At 38.0% G+C, this 18,840-nt stretch carries 14 protein-coding genes; 6 read left to right on the top strand and 8 right to left on the bottom strand.

Translation table 11 applies throughout. The annotated features are described in order from the left end of the window. Positions 1-131: 131 nt before the first annotated feature. On the top strand, positions 132-932 hold the full coding sequence (locus NEOC95_RS09010) for an MBL fold metallo-hydrolase (RefSeq protein WP_249270217.1): 801 nt from the start codon (positions 132-134) through the stop codon (positions 930-932). 11 nt (positions 933-943) lie between these two features. Beyond that, positions 944-2,269 carry a GTPase HflX gene (gene hflX, locus NEOC95_RS09005; RefSeq protein WP_213152571.1) on the top strand — a complete coding sequence of 442 codons (1,326 nt, stop codon included), beginning with the start codon at positions 944-946 and terminating at the stop codon, positions 2,267-2,269. Positions 2,270-2,556: 287 nt separating this feature from the next. Here the strand turns inward: hflX and NEOC95_RS09000 are convergent, their stop codons facing one another. The 3 genes from NEOC95_RS09000 to NEOC95_RS08990 form a co-directional block, all read right to left on the bottom strand. Then, a complete protein-coding gene (locus NEOC95_RS09000; RefSeq protein WP_213152570.1) occupies positions 2,557-4,035 on the bottom strand; it encodes a leucyl aminopeptidase in 1,479 nt (492 codons plus the stop codon). A gap of 20 nt (positions 4,036-4,055) precedes the next feature. After that, complete coding sequence (ssb, locus tag NEOC95_RS08995; protein ID WP_213152569.1) at positions 4,056-4,574, bottom strand: single-stranded DNA-binding protein; 519 nt, start codon at positions 4,572-4,574, stop codon at positions 4,056-4,058. A gap of 426 nt (positions 4,575-5,000) precedes the next feature. After that, a complete protein-coding gene (locus NEOC95_RS08990; protein ID WP_166157513.1) occupies positions 5,001-5,522 on the bottom strand; it encodes a CesT family type III secretion system chaperone in 522 nt (173 codons plus the stop codon). Positions 5,523-6,036: 514 nt separating this feature from the next. On the opposite strand from NEOC95_RS08990, the gene NEOC95_RS08985 reads away from it, so the two are divergent. Both NEOC95_RS08985 and NEOC95_RS08980 read left to right on the top strand, forming a co-directional pair. Beyond that, complete coding sequence (locus tag NEOC95_RS08985; protein ID WP_213152568.1) at positions 6,037-8,079, top strand: glycogen debranching protein; 2,043 nt, start codon at positions 6,037-6,039, stop codon at positions 8,077-8,079. A gap of 887 nt (positions 8,080-8,966) precedes the next feature. Continuing rightward, entirely contained in the window at positions 8,967-11,246 is a 2,280-nt protein-coding gene (locus NEOC95_RS08980) for a hypothetical protein (protein WP_213152567.1), read from the top strand. Between the two features lie 348 nt (positions 11,247-11,594). On the opposite strand, the gene recN is transcribed toward NEOC95_RS08980, so the two are convergent. Beyond that, complete coding sequence (gene recN / locus NEOC95_RS08975; protein ID WP_213152566.1) at positions 11,595-13,208, bottom strand: DNA repair protein RecN; 1,614 nt, start codon at positions 13,206-13,208, stop codon at positions 11,595-11,597. 449 nt (positions 13,209-13,657) lie between these two features. Then, the gene (gene rnhC / locus NEOC95_RS08970) at positions 13,658-14,572 is read right to left on the bottom strand and encodes a ribonuclease HIII (protein ID WP_213152565.1); all 915 of its coding nucleotides are present in this window, start codon (positions 14,570-14,572) and stop codon (positions 13,658-13,660) included. 101 nt (positions 14,573-14,673) lie between these two features. On the opposite strand from rnhC, the gene NEOC95_RS08965 reads away from it, so the two are divergent. Both NEOC95_RS08965 and NEOC95_RS08960 read left to right on the top strand, forming a co-directional pair. Further along, positions 14,674-15,084 (top strand): helix-turn-helix domain-containing protein, encoded by a 411-nt coding sequence (locus tag NEOC95_RS08965; protein WP_207391848.1) that lies wholly within the window; start codon positions 14,674-14,676, stop codon positions 15,082-15,084. Positions 15,085-15,086: 2 nt separating this feature from the next. Next, complete coding sequence (locus NEOC95_RS08960) at positions 15,087-16,352, top strand: DUF368 domain-containing protein (protein WP_213152564.1); 1,266 nt, start codon at positions 15,087-15,089, stop codon at positions 16,350-16,352. 315 nt (positions 16,353-16,667) lie between these two features. On the opposite strand, the gene truA is transcribed toward NEOC95_RS08960, so the two are convergent. Genes truA through NEOC95_RS08945 form a run of 3 tightly spaced genes read right to left on the bottom strand, consistent with a single transcriptional unit; the run spans position 16,668 to position 18,660 of the window. Beyond that, positions 16,668-17,423, bottom strand: coding sequence for a tRNA pseudouridine(38-40) synthase TruA (gene truA / locus NEOC95_RS08955; RefSeq protein ID WP_213152563.1), 756 nt, complete (start codon positions 17,421-17,423; stop codon positions 16,668-16,670). A 27-nt stretch (positions 17,424-17,450) separates the two neighbouring features. Continuing rightward, a complete protein-coding gene (locus NEOC95_RS08950) occupies positions 17,451-18,050 on the bottom strand; it encodes a MarC family protein (RefSeq protein ID WP_166158267.1) in 600 nt (199 codons plus the stop codon). Between the two features lie 10 nt (positions 18,051-18,060). After that, complete coding sequence (locus NEOC95_RS08945; RefSeq protein WP_166158265.1) at positions 18,061-18,660, bottom strand: MarC family protein; 600 nt, start codon at positions 18,658-18,660, stop codon at positions 18,061-18,063. Positions 18,661-18,840: the final 180 nt, after the last annotated feature.

Raw genomic sequence — 18,840 nt, 5'->3', positions numbered from 1 at the left:
AACGCAAAATTTTTAGCAAACGATAAAGAGAGTACAGCCTGTATTTATTCAATCATAAGCCCTAACTTTCCCCTAGAGCGTTTTAATAGAGTCAAAACTTATAATTTTTCTATGAGCGTTTTTTCATGAAAATGGCAGGCAAATTTTTATTCTTTGGAACAGGCAGTTCATTGGGAGTACCAGTAATTGGTTGTGAATGTGCAGTTTGCCGTTCAGAATCGCCTTTTAATAAACGCCTACGCTCCTCTGGGTTGATTAAAATCCATGATAAGCAAATTGTCATCGACTGCGGTCCTGATTTTCGCACTCAGATGCTTCACCATCATATTAAACAGATTGATGGCTTAATCTTAACACATGCTCATTATGATCATACAGGAGGATTTGACGAGCTTAGGATCCTTAATGCTCGTTCCAAGCAACCTATCCCCTGCCTACTGGCTGAAGCTACAGCAGAGGAGCTAAAAATGCGTTTTCCCTATGCTTTTGAGCAAACTTCTTCCCCAGAAAAGTTAACGACTCGATCTGTTTTGCATTATCTAAAGTCTGAAAGAGGAAAAGTAAATTTTTTAGGATTACCTATTCATTATGTAACCTACCAGCAAGGTGGCATGTTAGTCAATGGCTTTAAAGTAGGCAATTTTGCCTACATTTCTGACATCCGCCATTATCCTCAAACCATTTTTGAAGACCTGCAAGGCGTGGAAACTTTAGTGGTAAGCTGCCTGCGTCAACAATCCTCTCCTTTACATTTCAATGTTCAAGAAGCTATAGATTTTGCTTACAAAGTGGGTGCTGACCAAGCATGGTTTACTCACATCGCTCATGAGCTGGAGCATGATTTTACTAATTCTAAGCTTCCTCCTAATTATCAATTAGCTTACGATGGCTTAGAGATTGATTTTGAGATCCCCTTAAATTCCTCAATATAAAGAGTAAATGTATGCCCTCTATTAAACCAAAAATCCTACAATCCTCGGAAGACGAATTTCAACAGCCTAAAAAAGCTTTACTTGTTTCTGTTTATAAAGGATCTAACTTTCGTCCAATCTGTGAAGAGCATCTTGATGAGCTAGCTTTACTTGCTGAAACTTATGGCATTCATGTTAATTCTAAGATTCCTTGTATGGTGCGTAAATACGATGCCTCTACTTTTGTCACCGAGGGTAAATTACAAGAGCTTTTGCGGATGGCACAAGAGCAAAAAGTAGATTTAATCATTTTCGATGATGAAATTACACCAGGCCAGCAGCGCAATTTGGAAAATATTTTCAACATGCCTGTGATAGACCGTACGGGAGTTATTTTAGAAGTTTTTGCTCAGCGTGCGCACACTAAAGAAGCGCGTCTACAAATTGAACTAGCTAAAATTAAATACCAAGCGCCGCGTTTAAAACGGTTATGGTCTCATCTATCACGCCAAGCGGGTACGGGAGGTAAAAGTGGAGGGGCCTACCTCAAAGGGGAAGGTGAGAAGCAAATCGAGATTGATAAGCGCATTTTAAAAAAACAGATGGATAGCCTTCAAAATGAAATTCGTGAAGTGCGTGCTAATCGCCTCACCCAACGCACTCTTCGCACCCGATTAGAAATTCCGGTTTTCGCCATTATAGGCTATACAAATGCGGGTAAATCTACGCTTCTTAATGCTTTAACGGATGCTAAAGTCTTTGTAGAAGACAAACTTTTTGCTACTCTTGATACCACTACACGTAAATATTTATTACCTAATAATCAAGAAATTTTATTGATTGACACGGTGGGTTTCATACGCAAGCTGCCTCACTTGCTTGTGGCAGCTTTTAAAAGCACATTAGAAGAAGCTTTGCAAGCAGATATTCTTATCCATTTAGTCGATATTAGCCATCCTATGGCTGAAGAGCAAGCCGCCACCACTTATGAGGTATTAAAAGAACTGAAGGCTGAAAATAAACCCATCATTACCGTACTTAATAAGATAGATAGATGCACCGATCCCCAGAAAATTACCCGCTTACGCATCCTTTATCCCAAATCTGTTAGTATCTCTGCTCTTAATAAAATCGGTTTTGAAGATTTATTAGAACAGATGATTCAAGAGCTCAATCGAAAACGTACTTCAGTCACCTTAAAAATCCCTCAGCTTGAATACCATAAAGTGAGTGAAGTCATGCGCTTAGGCAATATTATCCATCAAGATTATGAAGATAATGATGTTTTAATTAGGGTGGATTTACCATGTGCATTAGCTGGAAAACTGAAAAATTACATTATTGAAGGTTCGGCATAATATCGCCTCATTAAGGCTCCCAGTGATCTATCTATTTAAATCTTTTTGTCGAGTAGGCTTGAAGAGACTTAACGAATATTCGAGAGCTAAAAGTGGATCTACAAAAGAAGAAGAGGGTACAGATAAAGCTAAAAGAACTTAAGAAAAGATGTACGAGATAAAAAAGGCTGGAAAAAAATTACCTAGAAAAATTGAAGCTAACTCTTCAAAAAAGAAAGCGAAGAAAAATTTTTATAAAAAATCTAACAATCAGCTTGAGAAGCTATTCACTTCAGTATTTTTTTAGCTCAATTTTTTTCAGACAAAAAATCGATCAATAGCCGTACGCCAAACCCTGTAGCATACTTGGGATGGTAGCGTTTTTTCTCACTGAAAAATGCGGTGCTTGCAATATCCAAATGAGCCCAAGGAGTTTCCTCTACAAATTCTTGTAAAAACATAGCTGCTGTAATAGAGCTAGCCGAACGGCCGGCACTATTCTTTATATCAGCAATATCTGATTTTAGATAACTATGGTATTCTTCGTACAAAGGCAAACGCCAGACTCTTTCGAACGTTTTTGATCCTGAGTGTATCAAAGCATTGGCAAGATCATCATTATTAGAAAACAATCCGCAAGCTTCGGAGCCAAGAGCCACATCAATCCCTCCCGTCAAGGTAGCCACATCGATAAGACGAGTGGGTTTTAAATATTTAATAGCATAAGTGATTGCATCCGCAAGGACTAAGCGACCTTCAGCATCAGGGTTATTAACTTCAATTGTTAATCCCTTGCAACTCCTGTAGGCATCGCCTGGTTTAAAGCTAGTAGAGCTAATACTATTTTCTGTGGCCGGCACTACTACTGTTAGATTAACCTTAAGCTCCAAAGAGGCTGCAGCATAGAGAGTACCTAGTACAGCCGCACCTCCTGCCATATCAGCTTTCATCGTTTCCATTGAACCTACAGGTTTTAAGTTAAGCCCCCCGGTATCATAAGTGATCCCTTTACCAATTAATATTGTATGCTCTTTAGAAAGGGGATCGCCTTGATAGGACAAAATGATCATGGCAGGATCACTAGTTGAGCCCCTATTCACAGCTAAAAGCAATCCTAATTTTTCTTTCTCTATCAGCTTTTTATTAAGGATAGTCGCTTTCACATGAGGAAGCTTGCTTTCAAAAGCTTTTGCAAAGCTAGATAAGTATTGAGGGGTAACTTCATCAGCATTTCTATTTACTAAGTCGCGTGCCATGTAAACACCCTCAGCAATTTTACCACAGCGCTGTGCAATCGCCAGCTCTTGCTTAGATAAATTCATAAAGGTCACTTGCTGCAATAACAGAGAAGGATCAGCTTTGGTGGCTTGCTTAAGTTCTTCGAAATTATAATTAGAAAGCAAAATTCCTTCCGATATACCAATAAGGAGGGCATCTTTGGCTAAAGTATCTAACTGAGGGCAAAAGAGACAAATATTTTTGATATTTTTCTGATGACAGAGGCGGGTTAACTTAGCATATATACGACGTAACTTTTCTGTATCAATTTTTTCTTTAGCTCCTAGCCCTATCAAAGCAAGCCTTTTACCCTCCTTGGTGCTGGTATCATAGACAACCAGAATTTCACCTTCTTTTGCCAAAAAATCTTGCCTAATAAGGGGAGCAAAATGAGAAGCATATCTATCGATTTGCGCCGCCTTTTCTGCTTGCTTTTTCCCTTGCCAAAAAGGTAAAACAATCAGCTCAAATTTTTTGCTATCTTCATTAGAGGAGGAAAAAAAGCGCATTTAAACCATCCTTAGTTGGATCAAAAGGGAATATTATCATCATCGGGTACATTAGGAGCTGGCTTATAACTTGATTGATTGCCAGGATAAGATGGATACCCTGTATTCCCTGTCGATTGAGAAGTATAAGAAGGTTCAGAATAAGCACTCGGGCTAGTGTAGGAAGAAGGAGTAGAAGCTTGGCCATAAGGGGCCTGACCAGAAGGCTCTTGACCGGCACGGTCTGCTTTACCAAAGGGGCTAAAGCGAATCATTTCTGCTGTCAAATCAAGAGAGACTTGAGGGCGTCCTTCTTTATCTGTATAGATCTCAGGCTTGCCCATTTCGCCAATCACAATAAGTGCACTACCCTTTTTTATATAAGGCATCATCTTATCAAAACGCTCTCCCCAAATGGTCACACGCCACCAAACTGTTTCATCTTTCCCACTTTTACGCGTATTCGCTGCCAAGCGTAACACAGTAACTTTTTGACCACCTGGTGTAAAGCGAACTTCGGGATCTGTCCCTAAATGGCCTGCGATTTCAATGATAATCATTTTATTAAACCTCGCTAATTTTGTTCATATTGTACCCTTTCAAAGGTACTTTTATTTTAACCAATACAATAGAGCATCAATAGAGCAAAAATCAAGGCAAAAATCAAGGACTACAACAAAGATTTACAATATAAAGCAAAGCATTTTAATGCTCTGAGCTGTTGTAAATCCAAACAGCTTTGCAACTAAATGCCCTCTTAAATATTTTTTTTGAAAATCAACAAGAGGCACCTTCTTTTAAGCTGAAAAGAAAATATATTTCTAGTAATTCTAACGAGAAAAATTGCTAATTAAGAAAATAAAGTCAAGAAAGATTTAATACTAAAAGGAATGTTTTTAGATAATAGAGAAAATTAACCCAGTTTTATAAAGCACATAAAAACAGGTATACGCAAGACATCTACATGCCTTGCGGTATATCTAGGATCAGATTTTGATAAATCCTGGGGTTTTCCCGCCGGGTCCCATGGAAGGTCCATCAGATAGATCGCCTAACAAAGAAGGGGAATCAGACTGAGGTGCTTCATCGCGTCCGTCGCATACTTCTTGGCATGTCTTACGCCATTTTTCAACTGTTTCGACATATAAAGGGGCAAAAGCGCGCAATCTATTGCCTTCAGCATGCTCCATTTCGATGGTGCAGTGAATCAAAATGAGTTCTTCTTTAACAGCTACTCCAACCCCGCCTCCAGCCATTTGGCCACCAAGCATCGAGCCCTCAAGCAAACGCTCATAAAGACGTAGCTTGGTTTTATTATCTTTTGGAAGGCCATCAAGTAGAGGTGAGTACAAATATAGCCTTTTTGAATTGGGCTCATAGGTAAGATGCAATGAAAATTCGTCATCTATCCCTAATATACACGTATTGTTTTCATCGAATTCAAGCCCTTCAAGGCCTAATTCTTTACCAAATTCTTTGAGATTTTCCTTCGCATTTTCAAAAGACATGTTAAAACCTCCTCAGGACATTTCTGCGAATTTTTTATTTATCCTATCATTAAACCAAGGTGGCATCACTTATTAAGCAAAGACCTTTTGAGAGATTACTACTCTCCTGATCTAATTTTAAGCTTCATTAACTCAATTATATTCTTGTTTAGCAATAAGAATCAATTAATTTTAACAAGCAGAAAAAACCCTTAAAGTTATAGAACATCTAAGGAGCATAAAGAATTGTTTAAGATTCTTAAAATCAATAAGTTGATAAGAAAATTGGTTATCTGCACCCCTCTATATCCCTAAGGCAGTTTACCATTTACCATTCCCCTTATTATTTTTATAAAGTCAACCCATAAAGCCTAGAAAAAATTTTAAGTTTCTACCTTTTTAAGCTCCAGCTCCCTATCCTCTCTATAAAACTTTGTTCCCTTTGAACCTGCAGGCCAGGTTTCCTTTACTCTTAAACGTCTGGATTTAAAAAAATGATTTTATAAAATTATCCTTACGTTTATAAAATGCAGGAATGAATACTTTCAATTATAAAGTTAGAGCTGGGAGCCCTTTTCCCTTGGGAGTGACTTGGCAACAAGATGGGATTAACTTTTCTTTAGTTTCCTCCCAAGCTTCATCGGTCATTTTAGCTTTATTCGATTCCCCCACTCACCAGCCCTTTGTAGAAATCCCTTTGGATCCTCATCTAAATAAAACGGGCGATATTTGGCACCTTTTTCTGGCGACTACTCTTAGCAAGCCGATAGGTTATGCTTATAAGCTAGGAGGTCCCAGTAAGTATTTTGATGCCTTCAGCTATCTATTAGATCCCTATGCTAAAGCTGTTATTTCTCCTAAGATTTGGGGAGCCAGGCGCCTGGCGCCTAGTAAAGATCATCCTCTTTTTCTAGGGCTGCTTTATCCTGAGGAAAAATTTGACTGGGAAGATGATAAAAAACCCCAAATTTCGCACAAAAGCTTGATTATTTATGAAATGCATGTGAGAGGATTTACTCAACACCCCTCCAGCCAAGTAAAGGCACCCGGAACATATTTAGGAATGATAGAAAAAATTCCTTATTTACAACAGCTAGGCATTAATGCTGTTGAATTACTTCCCATCCAAGAATTCAATGAATGTGAATACCCCTTTCCTCATCTTTCTCTTCAAAAAAATTTATTTCAATATTGGGGCTACTCCTCTATCAATTTTTTTGCTCCTATGAATCGTTATGCATTCAGTCCTGCTCCAGGAGCAGCTGTACAGGAGTTTAAAAAAATGGTAAAAGCTTTTCACCAAGCAGGTATAGCAGTGATCCTTGATATTGTTCTTAATCACACGAATGAAGGTAGTGAAGATGGCCCCCTTACCTCTTTTAAAGGTATTGATTGTAATACCTATTATTTAAAAGATAAAGAAGACCGATTCATGAATTTTACAGGGTGCGGGAATACTTTCAACACTAATCATCCTATTCTTCAGCATTTTATTCTGGATGTTTTACGGTACTGGGTCGTAGAAATGCGGGTAGATGGCTTTCGTTTTGATCTGGCTTCCATATTTAACCGTGGTATGCACGGGGAAGTTCTTGAAGCAGCGCCTATTGTCGAAGCAATTTCCTATGATCCTGTCCTTTCGCAAACAATTTTAATTGCCGAGCCTTGGGATGCTGCTGGCCTCTATCAAGTAGGGAAATTTTCTCCTAAAAAAAATCGATGGAGTGAGTGGAATGCTCTTTATCGAGATACTGTCCGCCGCTTTATCAAAGGAACGCCTTACACAAAAGATCTGTTCGCCTCTCGCCTAGCAGGCTCTCAAGATATTTATGGCTTTCATTCACCTTTAAGCAGCATTAATTTTATAACAGCTCATGATGGATTTACTCTCTATGATTTAATCGCCTACAATCATAAGCATAACCTAGAAAATGGAGAGAACAACCAGGATGGCACCAACCAGAATGAAAGCTGGAACTGTGGTTTAGAAGGGCCCACGGATGATTTGCATATTAACGATCTAAGGGAGCGGCAGTTGCGTAATTTTCATTTAGCCTTAATGATGTCGCAAGGAATTCCCATGTTACAAATGGGAGATGAATATGCTCATACAAAAAGGGGTAACAATAATACATGGTGTCAAGATAATGAACTTAATTGGTTTTTGTGGGATAAACTCCAAGAAAATTCAGCCTTTTATCGTTTTTATCGCTTAATGATTAAATTCAGAAAGCAAACCCCAGCTCTACAGCAAGGAAGATTTTTAAACGAACAGGATATTTTCTGGAGAGGAACTAACGGAGAAAAAATAAACTGGGATAAAGAAACCCAATTTTTAGCTTTTACTTTACTTGCGAGAGAAGAAAACGCCATTCTTTATTGTGCTTTTAATGCACAAAATATTCCTCAAACAATTGTCATTCCTAGGCTTGAAAAGGATCAATGCTGGCAATTAATCATCAACACGGCTAATCCCTCTCCCTATGATTTTTATGAGGAGGGGCAAGAGCCGTGGATTGAACAGCCGTTATTACAGATGCCAGCTTTTTCAGCTCTTCTACTCAAAAAAAAAGCTTAATTAACTCATTAAAAGCTAAAAATTTGCTTTTTCTTCAAAAACCTTTATGGGGGCCAATTTTCTATCTTTATTATCCTAGTAAAATTTTTTTCTTGTGTAGTAACAATTTTCTCTAGCTGCATTTTGTTGGTCTTTTACTCTCCAGCTTTTCTAAAGCACAAGCATACTTTTACCCGCCTTACTTTTCCTAGAAGGAAGGTCATACCTTTTAAAGAAACTATGTCTATGTAAAAAAAATAAACTTTTCTCCAAGCCAACTCTTCTTGTAAAGCAAACTTTTTATTAAATATAGGATGACATAAAGAGCCGTTCGAAAACCGCCTCACTCTTTAACTTTTAAAAGTTAAAGGGGAAGGAAATCTTGGTCTAAAAAGCTATATTTTTTCATTAATAAACTTATCCCACCAAATTAAAAATCCTTTTGGCAAGGTTTAATTTATACGCTGGGGAGTCAATCCTTATACAATTATACACTTAGCAAACTTATAATCTTAAGTAGAAAAGCAAGTTATAAAAGTTATATGCCCATCATTCTTGGCTTAAAGCAATCAAATGATCATCTCATGGCAACTAGCTAGCTTTTTAGCTAGTGCTCTCCTTGCGGGAAGAATTGATCTTCTTTATTTTTTAATATCCTAAAGCTTTTAAAGTTCCTGATATTTTATCTCCCCAATAATGAGAAAAACCAACCTGCAAACCTTACATTTATAGTTATTTTATCTCTTAAGTTCACTTAATTATGCTCTTTTAGCTTGTAAAGCACATAAGGCTGTATGCTTTAGGTAGCTAAATAAATTTATTCCATTAAAGGGTTTTTTATGTATATTTAATTTACTTTTTAAAAATCGCCTGCTATACTAATTGTAACCCTAGCAGTGGTATGCCTTATGACGAACAAAGATTTTTTTTCCCTTCCTCCGGTGGCTCCGCCTCTTCTTGTAAACCCTATTTCTAACGCAGAAGAGAGGAAGGTGCCGAATCAACGAGCTCAGAGAGTAGATCAAATTGCTTTAAAAAAAATAAAGGAAACTACTCTATGGGACAAGCTTTGCCACAAACTAAATGCAATAGTTACCTGGCTGAAATCTATACCCAGCAAAATTTTTAATCTTTTTAGGTGCTGCCTTAAAGATACTCATGAAGATTTTGATGAATTCGTGGAAGATGATGAGGAAGAGTATATTGGAAGACGCGTAAGCCAAGAAATGCAAATCTTTCCTCATCCTACAAATTCTACCTCAATAGATAAGAAAGCCCCACCTATAATAGAAAATCCTCTTATCCAAAAAGCTTTTCTAGATGAGCTTGAGGCAAATGTTTTACAACTGAAGTTAAAGGTCGAGCTGCTAGAGATTGAACCTGAGGTAAATAATGAAGCTTTAAAAAAAGCAAAATCTAAGATTAATAACTTCTTAGACAAGATCTCTAATCTACCTCCTTCCTTAAAAAAAGGCGAAACTAGCAAAAAAATAAATGCCTGGAAAGAAACTTTAAAAACTACGCAGGCAAAGTTAGAACTTTTAAGCTCTGCTCAGCAGAGGGGCTCCCCATTAAAAATAGAAAGCGGATTTGCTGACCTCCTACAAAGGGTAAAAAACAGCTTAGAAGTAGCTAAGGGTCATGAAGTTAAAAAACTGTTGAGCATACCTCCAGCTTTTAAAAATAAAAAAAACAATTGCTGGTTTCACGCTTCTATCCAATTGTTATGGGCGATGGGCGATTCATTTCATCAATTGGTAGCAGAAAAATACCAAGAACGTTCTATATTAGCTGACACTTACCATAAGGAAATGGATGAATATAAAGAAAGCTTGTTAAGTTACCAGACTAAATGTGAGCAGCACAAACAATCGCTGCTTGACCAACTTAAAGCTTTAAAAAATTTTAGAAAAGAGCTTAAAGCCTATTCATTAGCTCAAAAAAAAGCTGAGGTTGAATATCAAAAAGCTTTTCAACGCTATGAAGTAGAAAAACAAGCGTGGGATGTTTATTTAGAAGAAAAAATGAGATGGAAGGCTTCAGACCATGCCACTACGCCCCCTGCCACACCTCAAGAAAACGAGCCTGTGCTACCTGTTATGGAAAACTTTGTTTTTCCTACCGCTCCCCACGTTGAAATAGGCGCGATCACTCAAAAGCCTACTCTACCCTCAGAGCCTATCGATCCAACGTTTTTACTTGATTCCATTCATTTGCTAAGTGAAGCATTGCAATTGGGCAATCAAGACGCCATTACTTTAGCAGCTGAATGCCTAGAAACAGCTACTCCTCTAATGAATGCTGAATTCGCAGAAGGAGGCCTACAACAAGATGCCGATGCTTTTATGACAGCACTCTTTTCTTATCTTTCCCCTCCTTTTTTTAAAGTTGAAAAAGAAATCAAAGGTTTACCCGGAACCATTTTTAAGGATGTTCATCATTTCCGTGAAGATAGTGCATCGACTTTAAGGCTCCCCCTTCTTTCAGACCAAACGAATTTCCAAGAAATTTTAAATAGAGCCTATAGTCTACAAGAATCTGATGATGAGCCTGGATGCTTTTTTGATCGAGAAGAAAACGGAAAGGTAACAAGAGTAACCCAATATAGTGAACAAGAGAGATTAGTAGAAATCAAAGAATGTGGATTTATTCTTGTGAACGTAAAACGTTATAAATATTCTCTGTTTACCCAGAGAGAAGATAAATATGAGCGGCTTATTGCCAGTAGGGCCAAACAATTAATTAAAAATGATCGCGTAAGTTCTACCAGCGAAGAAGAGGCAAAGAAAACAGCGCTGGAAATGCTTAAAGAGGAAAAACGCATCCCTCATTCCTATCCCGCAACGCGGTACGAATCTAAGAAAATTTCGACCCCTCTAAGTTTCCCCGATAATCAGCGTATCAACTTCTCCCAAGCTTTTAAAGATCAAATGGATAAAGATTACGAGTATGAATTAGTAGGAGCTGTCTTACAAGAAGGAACTTTATATGGTGGTCATTACAAGGCCAATGTTATAGGTGTCAATCCACATAATGGGCAATCTCAATGGTATCATGCCGATGATTTAAAAGACCGTATAACTACCCTTAGCTTGGCTGAAGCGCGGACATCGAATGCGAATGGCTACATCTACTTGTTTAAGAAAGTAGCTAAGGTGGCGGACCCTTCCCCACAAGCACCGGGATAAAAAACTTATCTTCCGATAAAGAACCTGTTTTTAAAGAAAAAGTCAGTTTTCAAAAGATAATGCTTCTTTAACCACAAACATAATTTTTTTAAACGCTAGAGTAGTAGAAACAGGTTGATAGTTTGATGCTTGTGCTGCCAATAAGAGTTTTTCAGCGATAGGTTGTAGCACCGTTTCTTAAGATAGGCGAGCCTTGGATAAGCAGATGCCTAGCTTCTTGCAGAGTATATTCAAGGAGATTAAATTCCTTCTTTTTAGAAACTTATCTTAACGAAGCTTAAAAAAACTTTATTCGGCAGGGCTTGCAGCTCGCTGGCATTAACTTTAGAGTCTAATTCCTTGATAGCTTTAGCTGGTTTTACCTGTCATTCGTGCAAGCTCTTGTTTGCGGGTGGAAGCATTTAATAGATTAATGAAGGTTACTGTCCGATCTCCTACCACCTTTTTAGAAATTTGTAGATGATAATCAGCATGTTGAGCGACCTGTGGAAAATGAGTAATACACAATACCTGTAGATCTTTGCCAATAGCTTTAAGCTTTTCTCCCACGATTGCTGCTGTCTCGCCTCCAATGTTTGAGTCCACTTCATCAAATATCAGCGTAGGTATACGTTGTTTATCACTTAGAACAGTTTGTAAAGAAAGCATGACCCGCGATAACTCTCCGCCGCTTGCACAATCTTTGATAGGAATACGACGTTCTCCAACATTCGGTAGCAGGAAAAATTCTACTTTATCATCTCCATAACGATTCCTCTTAGCAGGATGAATATCTATTTGAAAATCTACTTTAGGCATGTTCAAAGAACATAACTCCTTTTTCAAAGCAGTCGCCAACCTTAATGCAGCTTTTCGACGGCTATCCGACAATTGTGAAGCTCTCTGATTATTTTTCATTTTAACACGTTCAAGATTATCTTTTAGCTCTTCAATTCTATTATCGGCATTTTCTAGAACTTGCAATTTTTTCTTACTTTCCTCCGCAAAGCTTTGCATGTCTTCTATTGTAGGCCCATATTTCTTCTTTAAACGAGTAATCAATTTTAAGCGTTCATTTATCTCGGAGGTACGCACAGGATTATATTCTAAGCGCGATTGGTAAAAAGTTAATGCGCTTGCTACTTCTTGCAGCTCTAAAACGGCATTACGGAAAGCTTCCGAAAGTTCTTTTAGAGCAGGATCAAGACTTGCTAAATAGCCTAGAACATGATGTTGGCGATTCAAATGAGGTAATAAAGCAACTTCCTCACCATCCAACATTTGGCAAACATCCTGCACTTTTGTACCCAATTCTTCTGTATGCGTTAAAAGGGTATATTCGTTAAAAAGTTCCTCCTCTTCTCCTACTTTCAAATGAGCTTCTTCTAATTCTTCAAGTACCCGGTGGCAAACTTCCATTTCGCGCAATCTTTGAGCTTCGTTATTTATTAATTGCTCCAATTCATTTTGCAAGGCATTTTCTTCTTCCCAGCTAGTTGAAAAGGCTGCCACTTCCTCTTTAATATTGCCGAAAAGGTCGAGTAATTCCCGATGACGATCTAAAGAAAGTAAATCTTGATTAGCATGTTGCCCAACTAGATGAATCAAATGGGCAGATAGAGCACGTAGCAAGCTTAACTGCGCTAGCTGGTGGTTAATGAAAGCACGACTTTTACCGGTAGCAAAAATCTCGCGACGCACATACAGCTCGGTACCCTCTTCTCTATCAATCCCGCTTAATTCTAGTAAGCTCTCTACTTCCACCAAGCCTTTTATATCAAAAACAGCCTCCACAATGCCCTTTTCAGCGCCTTTACGAATTATCCCTGTTTCTGCTCGCTCTCCCGCAGTTAAGCGAATAGCGTTCATGATCGCAGACTTTCCTGACCCCGTTTCACCCGATAAAACATTAAAACCTTCTGCAAAATCTATTTCTGCAGATTCAATAAGTATGATATTTTTAATACGCAATTGCTTTAGCATAGGTGATATCCTGCGGATAAAAAAGTAAATCTACATACGTCTAAACTGCACATCATTTCTTTTTTAAACGCTCCCCAATTTTTTAATTTTCATTAGATTTAATTAAAATTAGCTCTCAACATCGCCCTTTTTATGCGAGCTTATTTTTTTCATCTCGAAAAAAGCTTACTTTCCTCATTTAGAGGAAGAGATACTCATAATAAAAAAAGCAAGGCTTATTCTCTTTATCTAGAGCCGTTTTCTATAAAGAATTGTCTAATCTTTAGATTCAAAACCTTTTATATATTCTTTAAAGCTTAGAAGCTGTCCCTTTTTGCCCTTTAATTTTTTGAGCAAAAAAATTTGCAAATAAAAGTTAGAAGATTAATAAATATATTTATTCTTGTGGTAAAGAAAGCTACAGCTCCTCTTTCCTAACTTTTATTTTTTTTAGCCTCTCTATGGCTTACTTAATTTTTCATAATAGCATCTAGCGTTTTAAAATGTAATTTAGCCACATGCTCTAACACTTCGCTACCGTAAGTTTGTACAAGCTTTTTTCCTATCTCAATTGTTTTCATAGAAGCTCCCTTAGGAAATTCTATCTTATATTTTTCGGATAATTGATCAAGAGCTTCCACAAATGTTTGGCGGGCAAGTATGGAAGCAGCAGCCACGACTAAATCTTCTTCTCCTCGGTACCTTTGGGTGAGGTTAATCTCCATTTTTTTTCGCTGGAGGGCTCTAATTACCACTCGTTCATCTGCAAACTGATCGATAATTACATTTTGACAACCCGTTCTATTTGCAAGCTGCTCAATAGAGGTAGCGTGCCCCCAAGCTAAGAGATGATTGAGATTTTTAAACTGGATCATTAGTTCATTATATTTAGCCGGGTTTATCTTCACTATGTGGTGCGCATATTCGGTGCGAATCTTATTGCCAATTTTTATAATGGACTGATCGCTTAAAGACTTAGAATCTTTAACCCCTAATGTTTTTAAATGATGGATAGCCTGGCCTTCCGCTTGTACTCCAGCAATACATAAAGGCCCAAAAAAATCTCCCTTACCTGATTCATCAATTCCTATGCGAGCCGTTATATCGATCTCTAGATGCGCATAACTAAACTTAAAATTTCCTAGAATATGGGGTTCTAAATAAAATTCCATAAAGGAAGCCATTTCTTTCCCTTGAACCATCAATTTGCCTGATTGGTAAAGGGTGCAGCTGATCCCTTTCTTTTTGGCAGAAAATAGAGTATAAAGAGGTTTCGTTATCTCGAACCCTTGATTGATGAGATCTTGCATTAGCTTATCAGCTATCTTTATGTCTAGGGTGGTGACAAAGTTAGTGGGTTTACCAGCGGGAGATGAATCGATCATGCATTAACTTGAGTTATTATTAATTTTATAGTATAAGAGGTAGTTTTGATAACTGTCAACACAAGGAGAAGGTTGATCTTGTAGAGATCGTTACCTAACTTATGAAAATCCGAGAAGAATCTATCCAAATGGGAGAAATTTTTAAGCAGCGCCGCAAGGAGCTTAACCTATCTCTCAAAGAAATTGAGAATGCGACCTCTATTCGCATCTCCCATCTTCAAGCTATTGAAGAGGGAGAAATTGATAAACTTAACTCTCCTGTTTATGCTCAAGGATTCATTCGTCAGTATGCAACTTTTCTAGGCATCGATGGGGAAAAAATTGTTCGAGAGAATCCAGCCATCTTTTCACGTCCAGAAGCACAAGAATTTGCTTATGGAATAGGAACGCTTGAAGTCCGTGGCAATCCTGGAGCGGGAGTCAAATGGTTTCCTAATGCCATCTGGATAAGTGCTTTTATTTTGCTCATCATTACGGCTTGGTTTACGGCACGGTACTTCGGAGTCATCTAATCATGTCCTTATTGCTGCCTAAGCCTTCTCATAAGCTGCCTTTAGCAGCAACAAGAGGTTGGCTATGTTTAATTTGCTTAGGCCTATGCATGGGAACAGCAGACATTATTCCTGGCATTTCAGGAGGTACCATAGCTTTCATCATGGGTTTCTACGAAGATTTCCTTTCTAGTTTAAAAACTCTTAATCGCTTAGCATTTAAAACTTTACTAAAAGGTCATTTTCGAGAATTTTTTAAACTTATTGCTTGGAAATTTTTATCAGGGCTGTTGATAGGCATTATCGTAGCTATGCTTTGCTTAGCCCACCTAGTCTCCTACCTTTTAAATCATGAAACCTATCGTTCCTTACTCTATGCCACTTTTTTTGGATTAATTATCGCTGCCACCCTACTATGTATGAGTCAAATCAAGCGTTGGACCCTGTTATCAATCTTCTTATTTACAAGCGCTGCTAGCTTAGCCTTTTGTTTAACTCAATCATCTTCCATGGCATCCTCACCCACTGCTGATAATCTTTATGATATCAAGATTGATAATGTCGTTTCTGATAAACCTTTACGCAATTATGATTTTTCTACCCACACATTAAAAGCAGTTCCTGCCTCAATGCTCTCCGCTATGCTAGCTAAAGGGGCGATTCCACCTACAACGCTTGCCTACAATTATAAGCTTGCCACTTGGGGCCCCTTAGAAGCTTTTCTCTTCAACAGTAAGAGTAAAAGCCTAGACCCCTGGATTATCTTCTGCGGGGCCCTTGCTGTGTGTGCGATGCTTCTCCCAGGAATATCAGGAAGCTATCTTTTATCTATTCTAGGCATGTATACCCGCGCGGTAGGAGCTTTAGCAGATTTTTCTAGTAGCTTAAAAAATGGGCATTTTGATTATCCCTCCTTTCTTATTTTAGCCAATTTATTATTAGGTATTTTTTTAGGCGCTCTTTTTTTCTCACGCTTTATTAGCTGGATTTTAGATAAGCACCATGATTTAGCTATCGCTTCCTTAACAGGCTCTATGATTGGCGCCATAAAAGCAGTCTGGCCTTTTTGGAGCTATCGCTATGCTCTTTTACCTCTCCATCTTGAAAAAGGTGCTCAATTAGAGACCCTTGAGCCAATCCTACCTTCATGGATTGCTTATGAAACGTGGCTCGCCGTAGGGCTTGCTGCCTGTGGAGCCCTCTTAGTTTTTAGCCTGCATATTGCAGCCAAACGTCTGCAAAAAAAAGCCTGCTTAGGTAAGCTGAGCTATAAAGCTTGCACAGAGTAGAATAGATAATTTTAAATAGATAAGCAGTTCTAAGTAGATAAATAGCCTTCCCCTTTTTTATTCAGCACTTATGCAAGTATAAGACTGTACTCCAAAAGGAGATTATCTCTTCAGCAACTTAGCCCTCTCTAAAGACTCATTTTTTTAAATATAATAACACGCTTTGAAAAAACTAGGTCTGCATACCTAACCTTTTAAAAATTGCCTCTCTATTGAATGAGAGCAATTTTACAAAGTATAGGGCCACATAAGAAGTAGTTTGAAAGCGTATAACATGAGACACGGCTTGAAAAAAATAGGATTATCTTTTTGTATCTATGCAGGCAAATATTTAAGTTGGTAGAGGCAAAGACCATGAGCTGGGGCAGTAATACCAGCTAGCCTTCGATCATGATTTGCTAATATAGCAGGTATCTGTGATCCTAGCATTTTGCCCATGCCTATATAGGCAAGGGTGCCTACTATGTTGCGGACCATCTTATACAAGAAGCTTTGGCCTACTACCTTAAATAGCAGTCGATCTGGAAATACTTCCTGGATCTCTATCCCATCCACTTGGCGCACAAAGCTAGCATAATGCACATGCTTTTTAAAGTTACAAAACGCGGAAAAATCTTTTTTTCCTACCAATAATTTTGCAGCTGCTTTCATTTCAGCAAGCTTAGACAAACGAGGGCAGTGCCAGGAGTAAAGCCTATTATGAGGCATTTGCACTGCCCCCTTGCAGATGAAATAATGGTATTCTTTCTGAATACAATCTAAAGTAGGATGAAAATTTTGAGACGCTTCTTGGGCCTCTAGGACCGCAATCGAGGGGGGTAAGAGCTGGTTTAAGCTAATCTTAAAGCTTTCGTAATTTAAAAGCTCTCGGGTGGTAAAAAAATTGATGACTTGCCCATGAGCATGGACGCCTGCATCCGTACGGCTAGCAGCTTGTAAAGTGACTGGGTGCTGAAGAATTCTTTCTAGTACTTTTTCTAAAGAAGCTTCAATAGTGGGACCTAAAGAGGTCTTTTGCCATCCTAAATAGCTTGTGCCATCATAAGCAATTTGTAGCTTAATATTTTTCATTAAACCTCTCGGCTTATCGCGGTGCTTCTAAGAAAAAAGAGCTATAAATTCTTGGATTCCTTCTAAGCATCTTTGTACTGCTAGCATAACGAGCAGCATTCCAGTCAACCTTTCTGCTGCCATTAATCCATTATATCCTAAAGCGCGCTGCAATTGACGAGCGAATAGCAGAACAAACGTGGAAATTATCCAAGCTATTAATATTGCAATTAGCATCTTGAGCTGACTAGACTCTAGATGAGCTAGCATAAGGATTGTAGCTAGCAATGAAGGTCCAGCAATTAGAGGAACAGCTAATGGTATGACAAAGGGTTCACCTCTGGGCCAATTTGCCCGCAAACTATTGGAAGCGGGAAATAAAATTTTAATCGCTGTTAAAAATAAAATAATGGATGAGGCCATTTGAACAGTGGGATTATCCAACTGTAGAATGTGAAGTATAAATTCTCCTAAAAAATTAAACACGAGCATAAATGCGAGAGCAATCAGCATTTCTCTAGCCACTAGCCATCTTACTCTTTTAGATGGCAGCTCATCTACCATCTGTAAAAATGTGGAAATATTGCCGATAGGATCCATGATCAAAAAAAGAATCATTGTCATAGTGAACAAAGGAATTTCTATCATCTTTCACTTCTTATGAATGTTTATAGTGTTCTATAAATAATTTAAGTCCCGTAAGTACCATACCTGCCGACATCATAGCTAAGAGCATACCCATTAGCTGCTCTAAAGCCACCAATCCTCTTTTACCTAAAAGCTTGTGTAAATAAGGAGCTACTGCAATAATAAGGATTACAAAGATCCAAGCTAAAAGAAGCGCTAGGGTAATCTTTATATTATTCCCTTCTTGCCGGGAAAATAGCATGATGATCGCCATCAATCCAGGTCCCGACAATATAGGGGTAGCGATAGGCACAATAAAAGGCTCTTGCTTTTGTTGATTTGCAGATTGAGTGGAAGGCGCTGGGGAAAAGATCATCCGTAATGCAACCAAAAATAGCAAAATGCCTCCTGTTATGCTAACTGCAAAATCATGTACAAAAAGGACACCTAAAAAAATTTCACCCAAATACTGAAAGAATAGAGCAATAAAAAAAGCTATGAGGCCTTCACGCATTAATATTTTTTTTTGATGCTCGAATTCAAAATCCTTAACTAGCGCTAGAATAGTTGGCGAATTTCCAATAGGATTAGTAACTAAAAAAAAAGTTAAAGCTATTTGAAATAAAGACACAGAATGAACCTATCATTTAACAGACGTACTATCATAGTGTTTTAGGAAATTAAATACAACTTGCTCATTTTCGTTCAGCTTTTTAGTTCTTATCTAAGTGAGTTTAAATAATTAGATCCAGAGAGGCCTACGTGCAAGTTAATTACTTTCTTTTTAAACTAAATTTCAATGTTATGTTAG

It is taken from the genome of Neochlamydia sp. AcF95 (genome assembly GCF_018342455.1).
Classification (GTDB): domain Bacteria; phylum Chlamydiota; class Chlamydiia; order Chlamydiales; family Parachlamydiaceae; genus Neochlamydia.
This window is presented reverse-complemented; position numbering and strand designations above follow the sequence as displayed.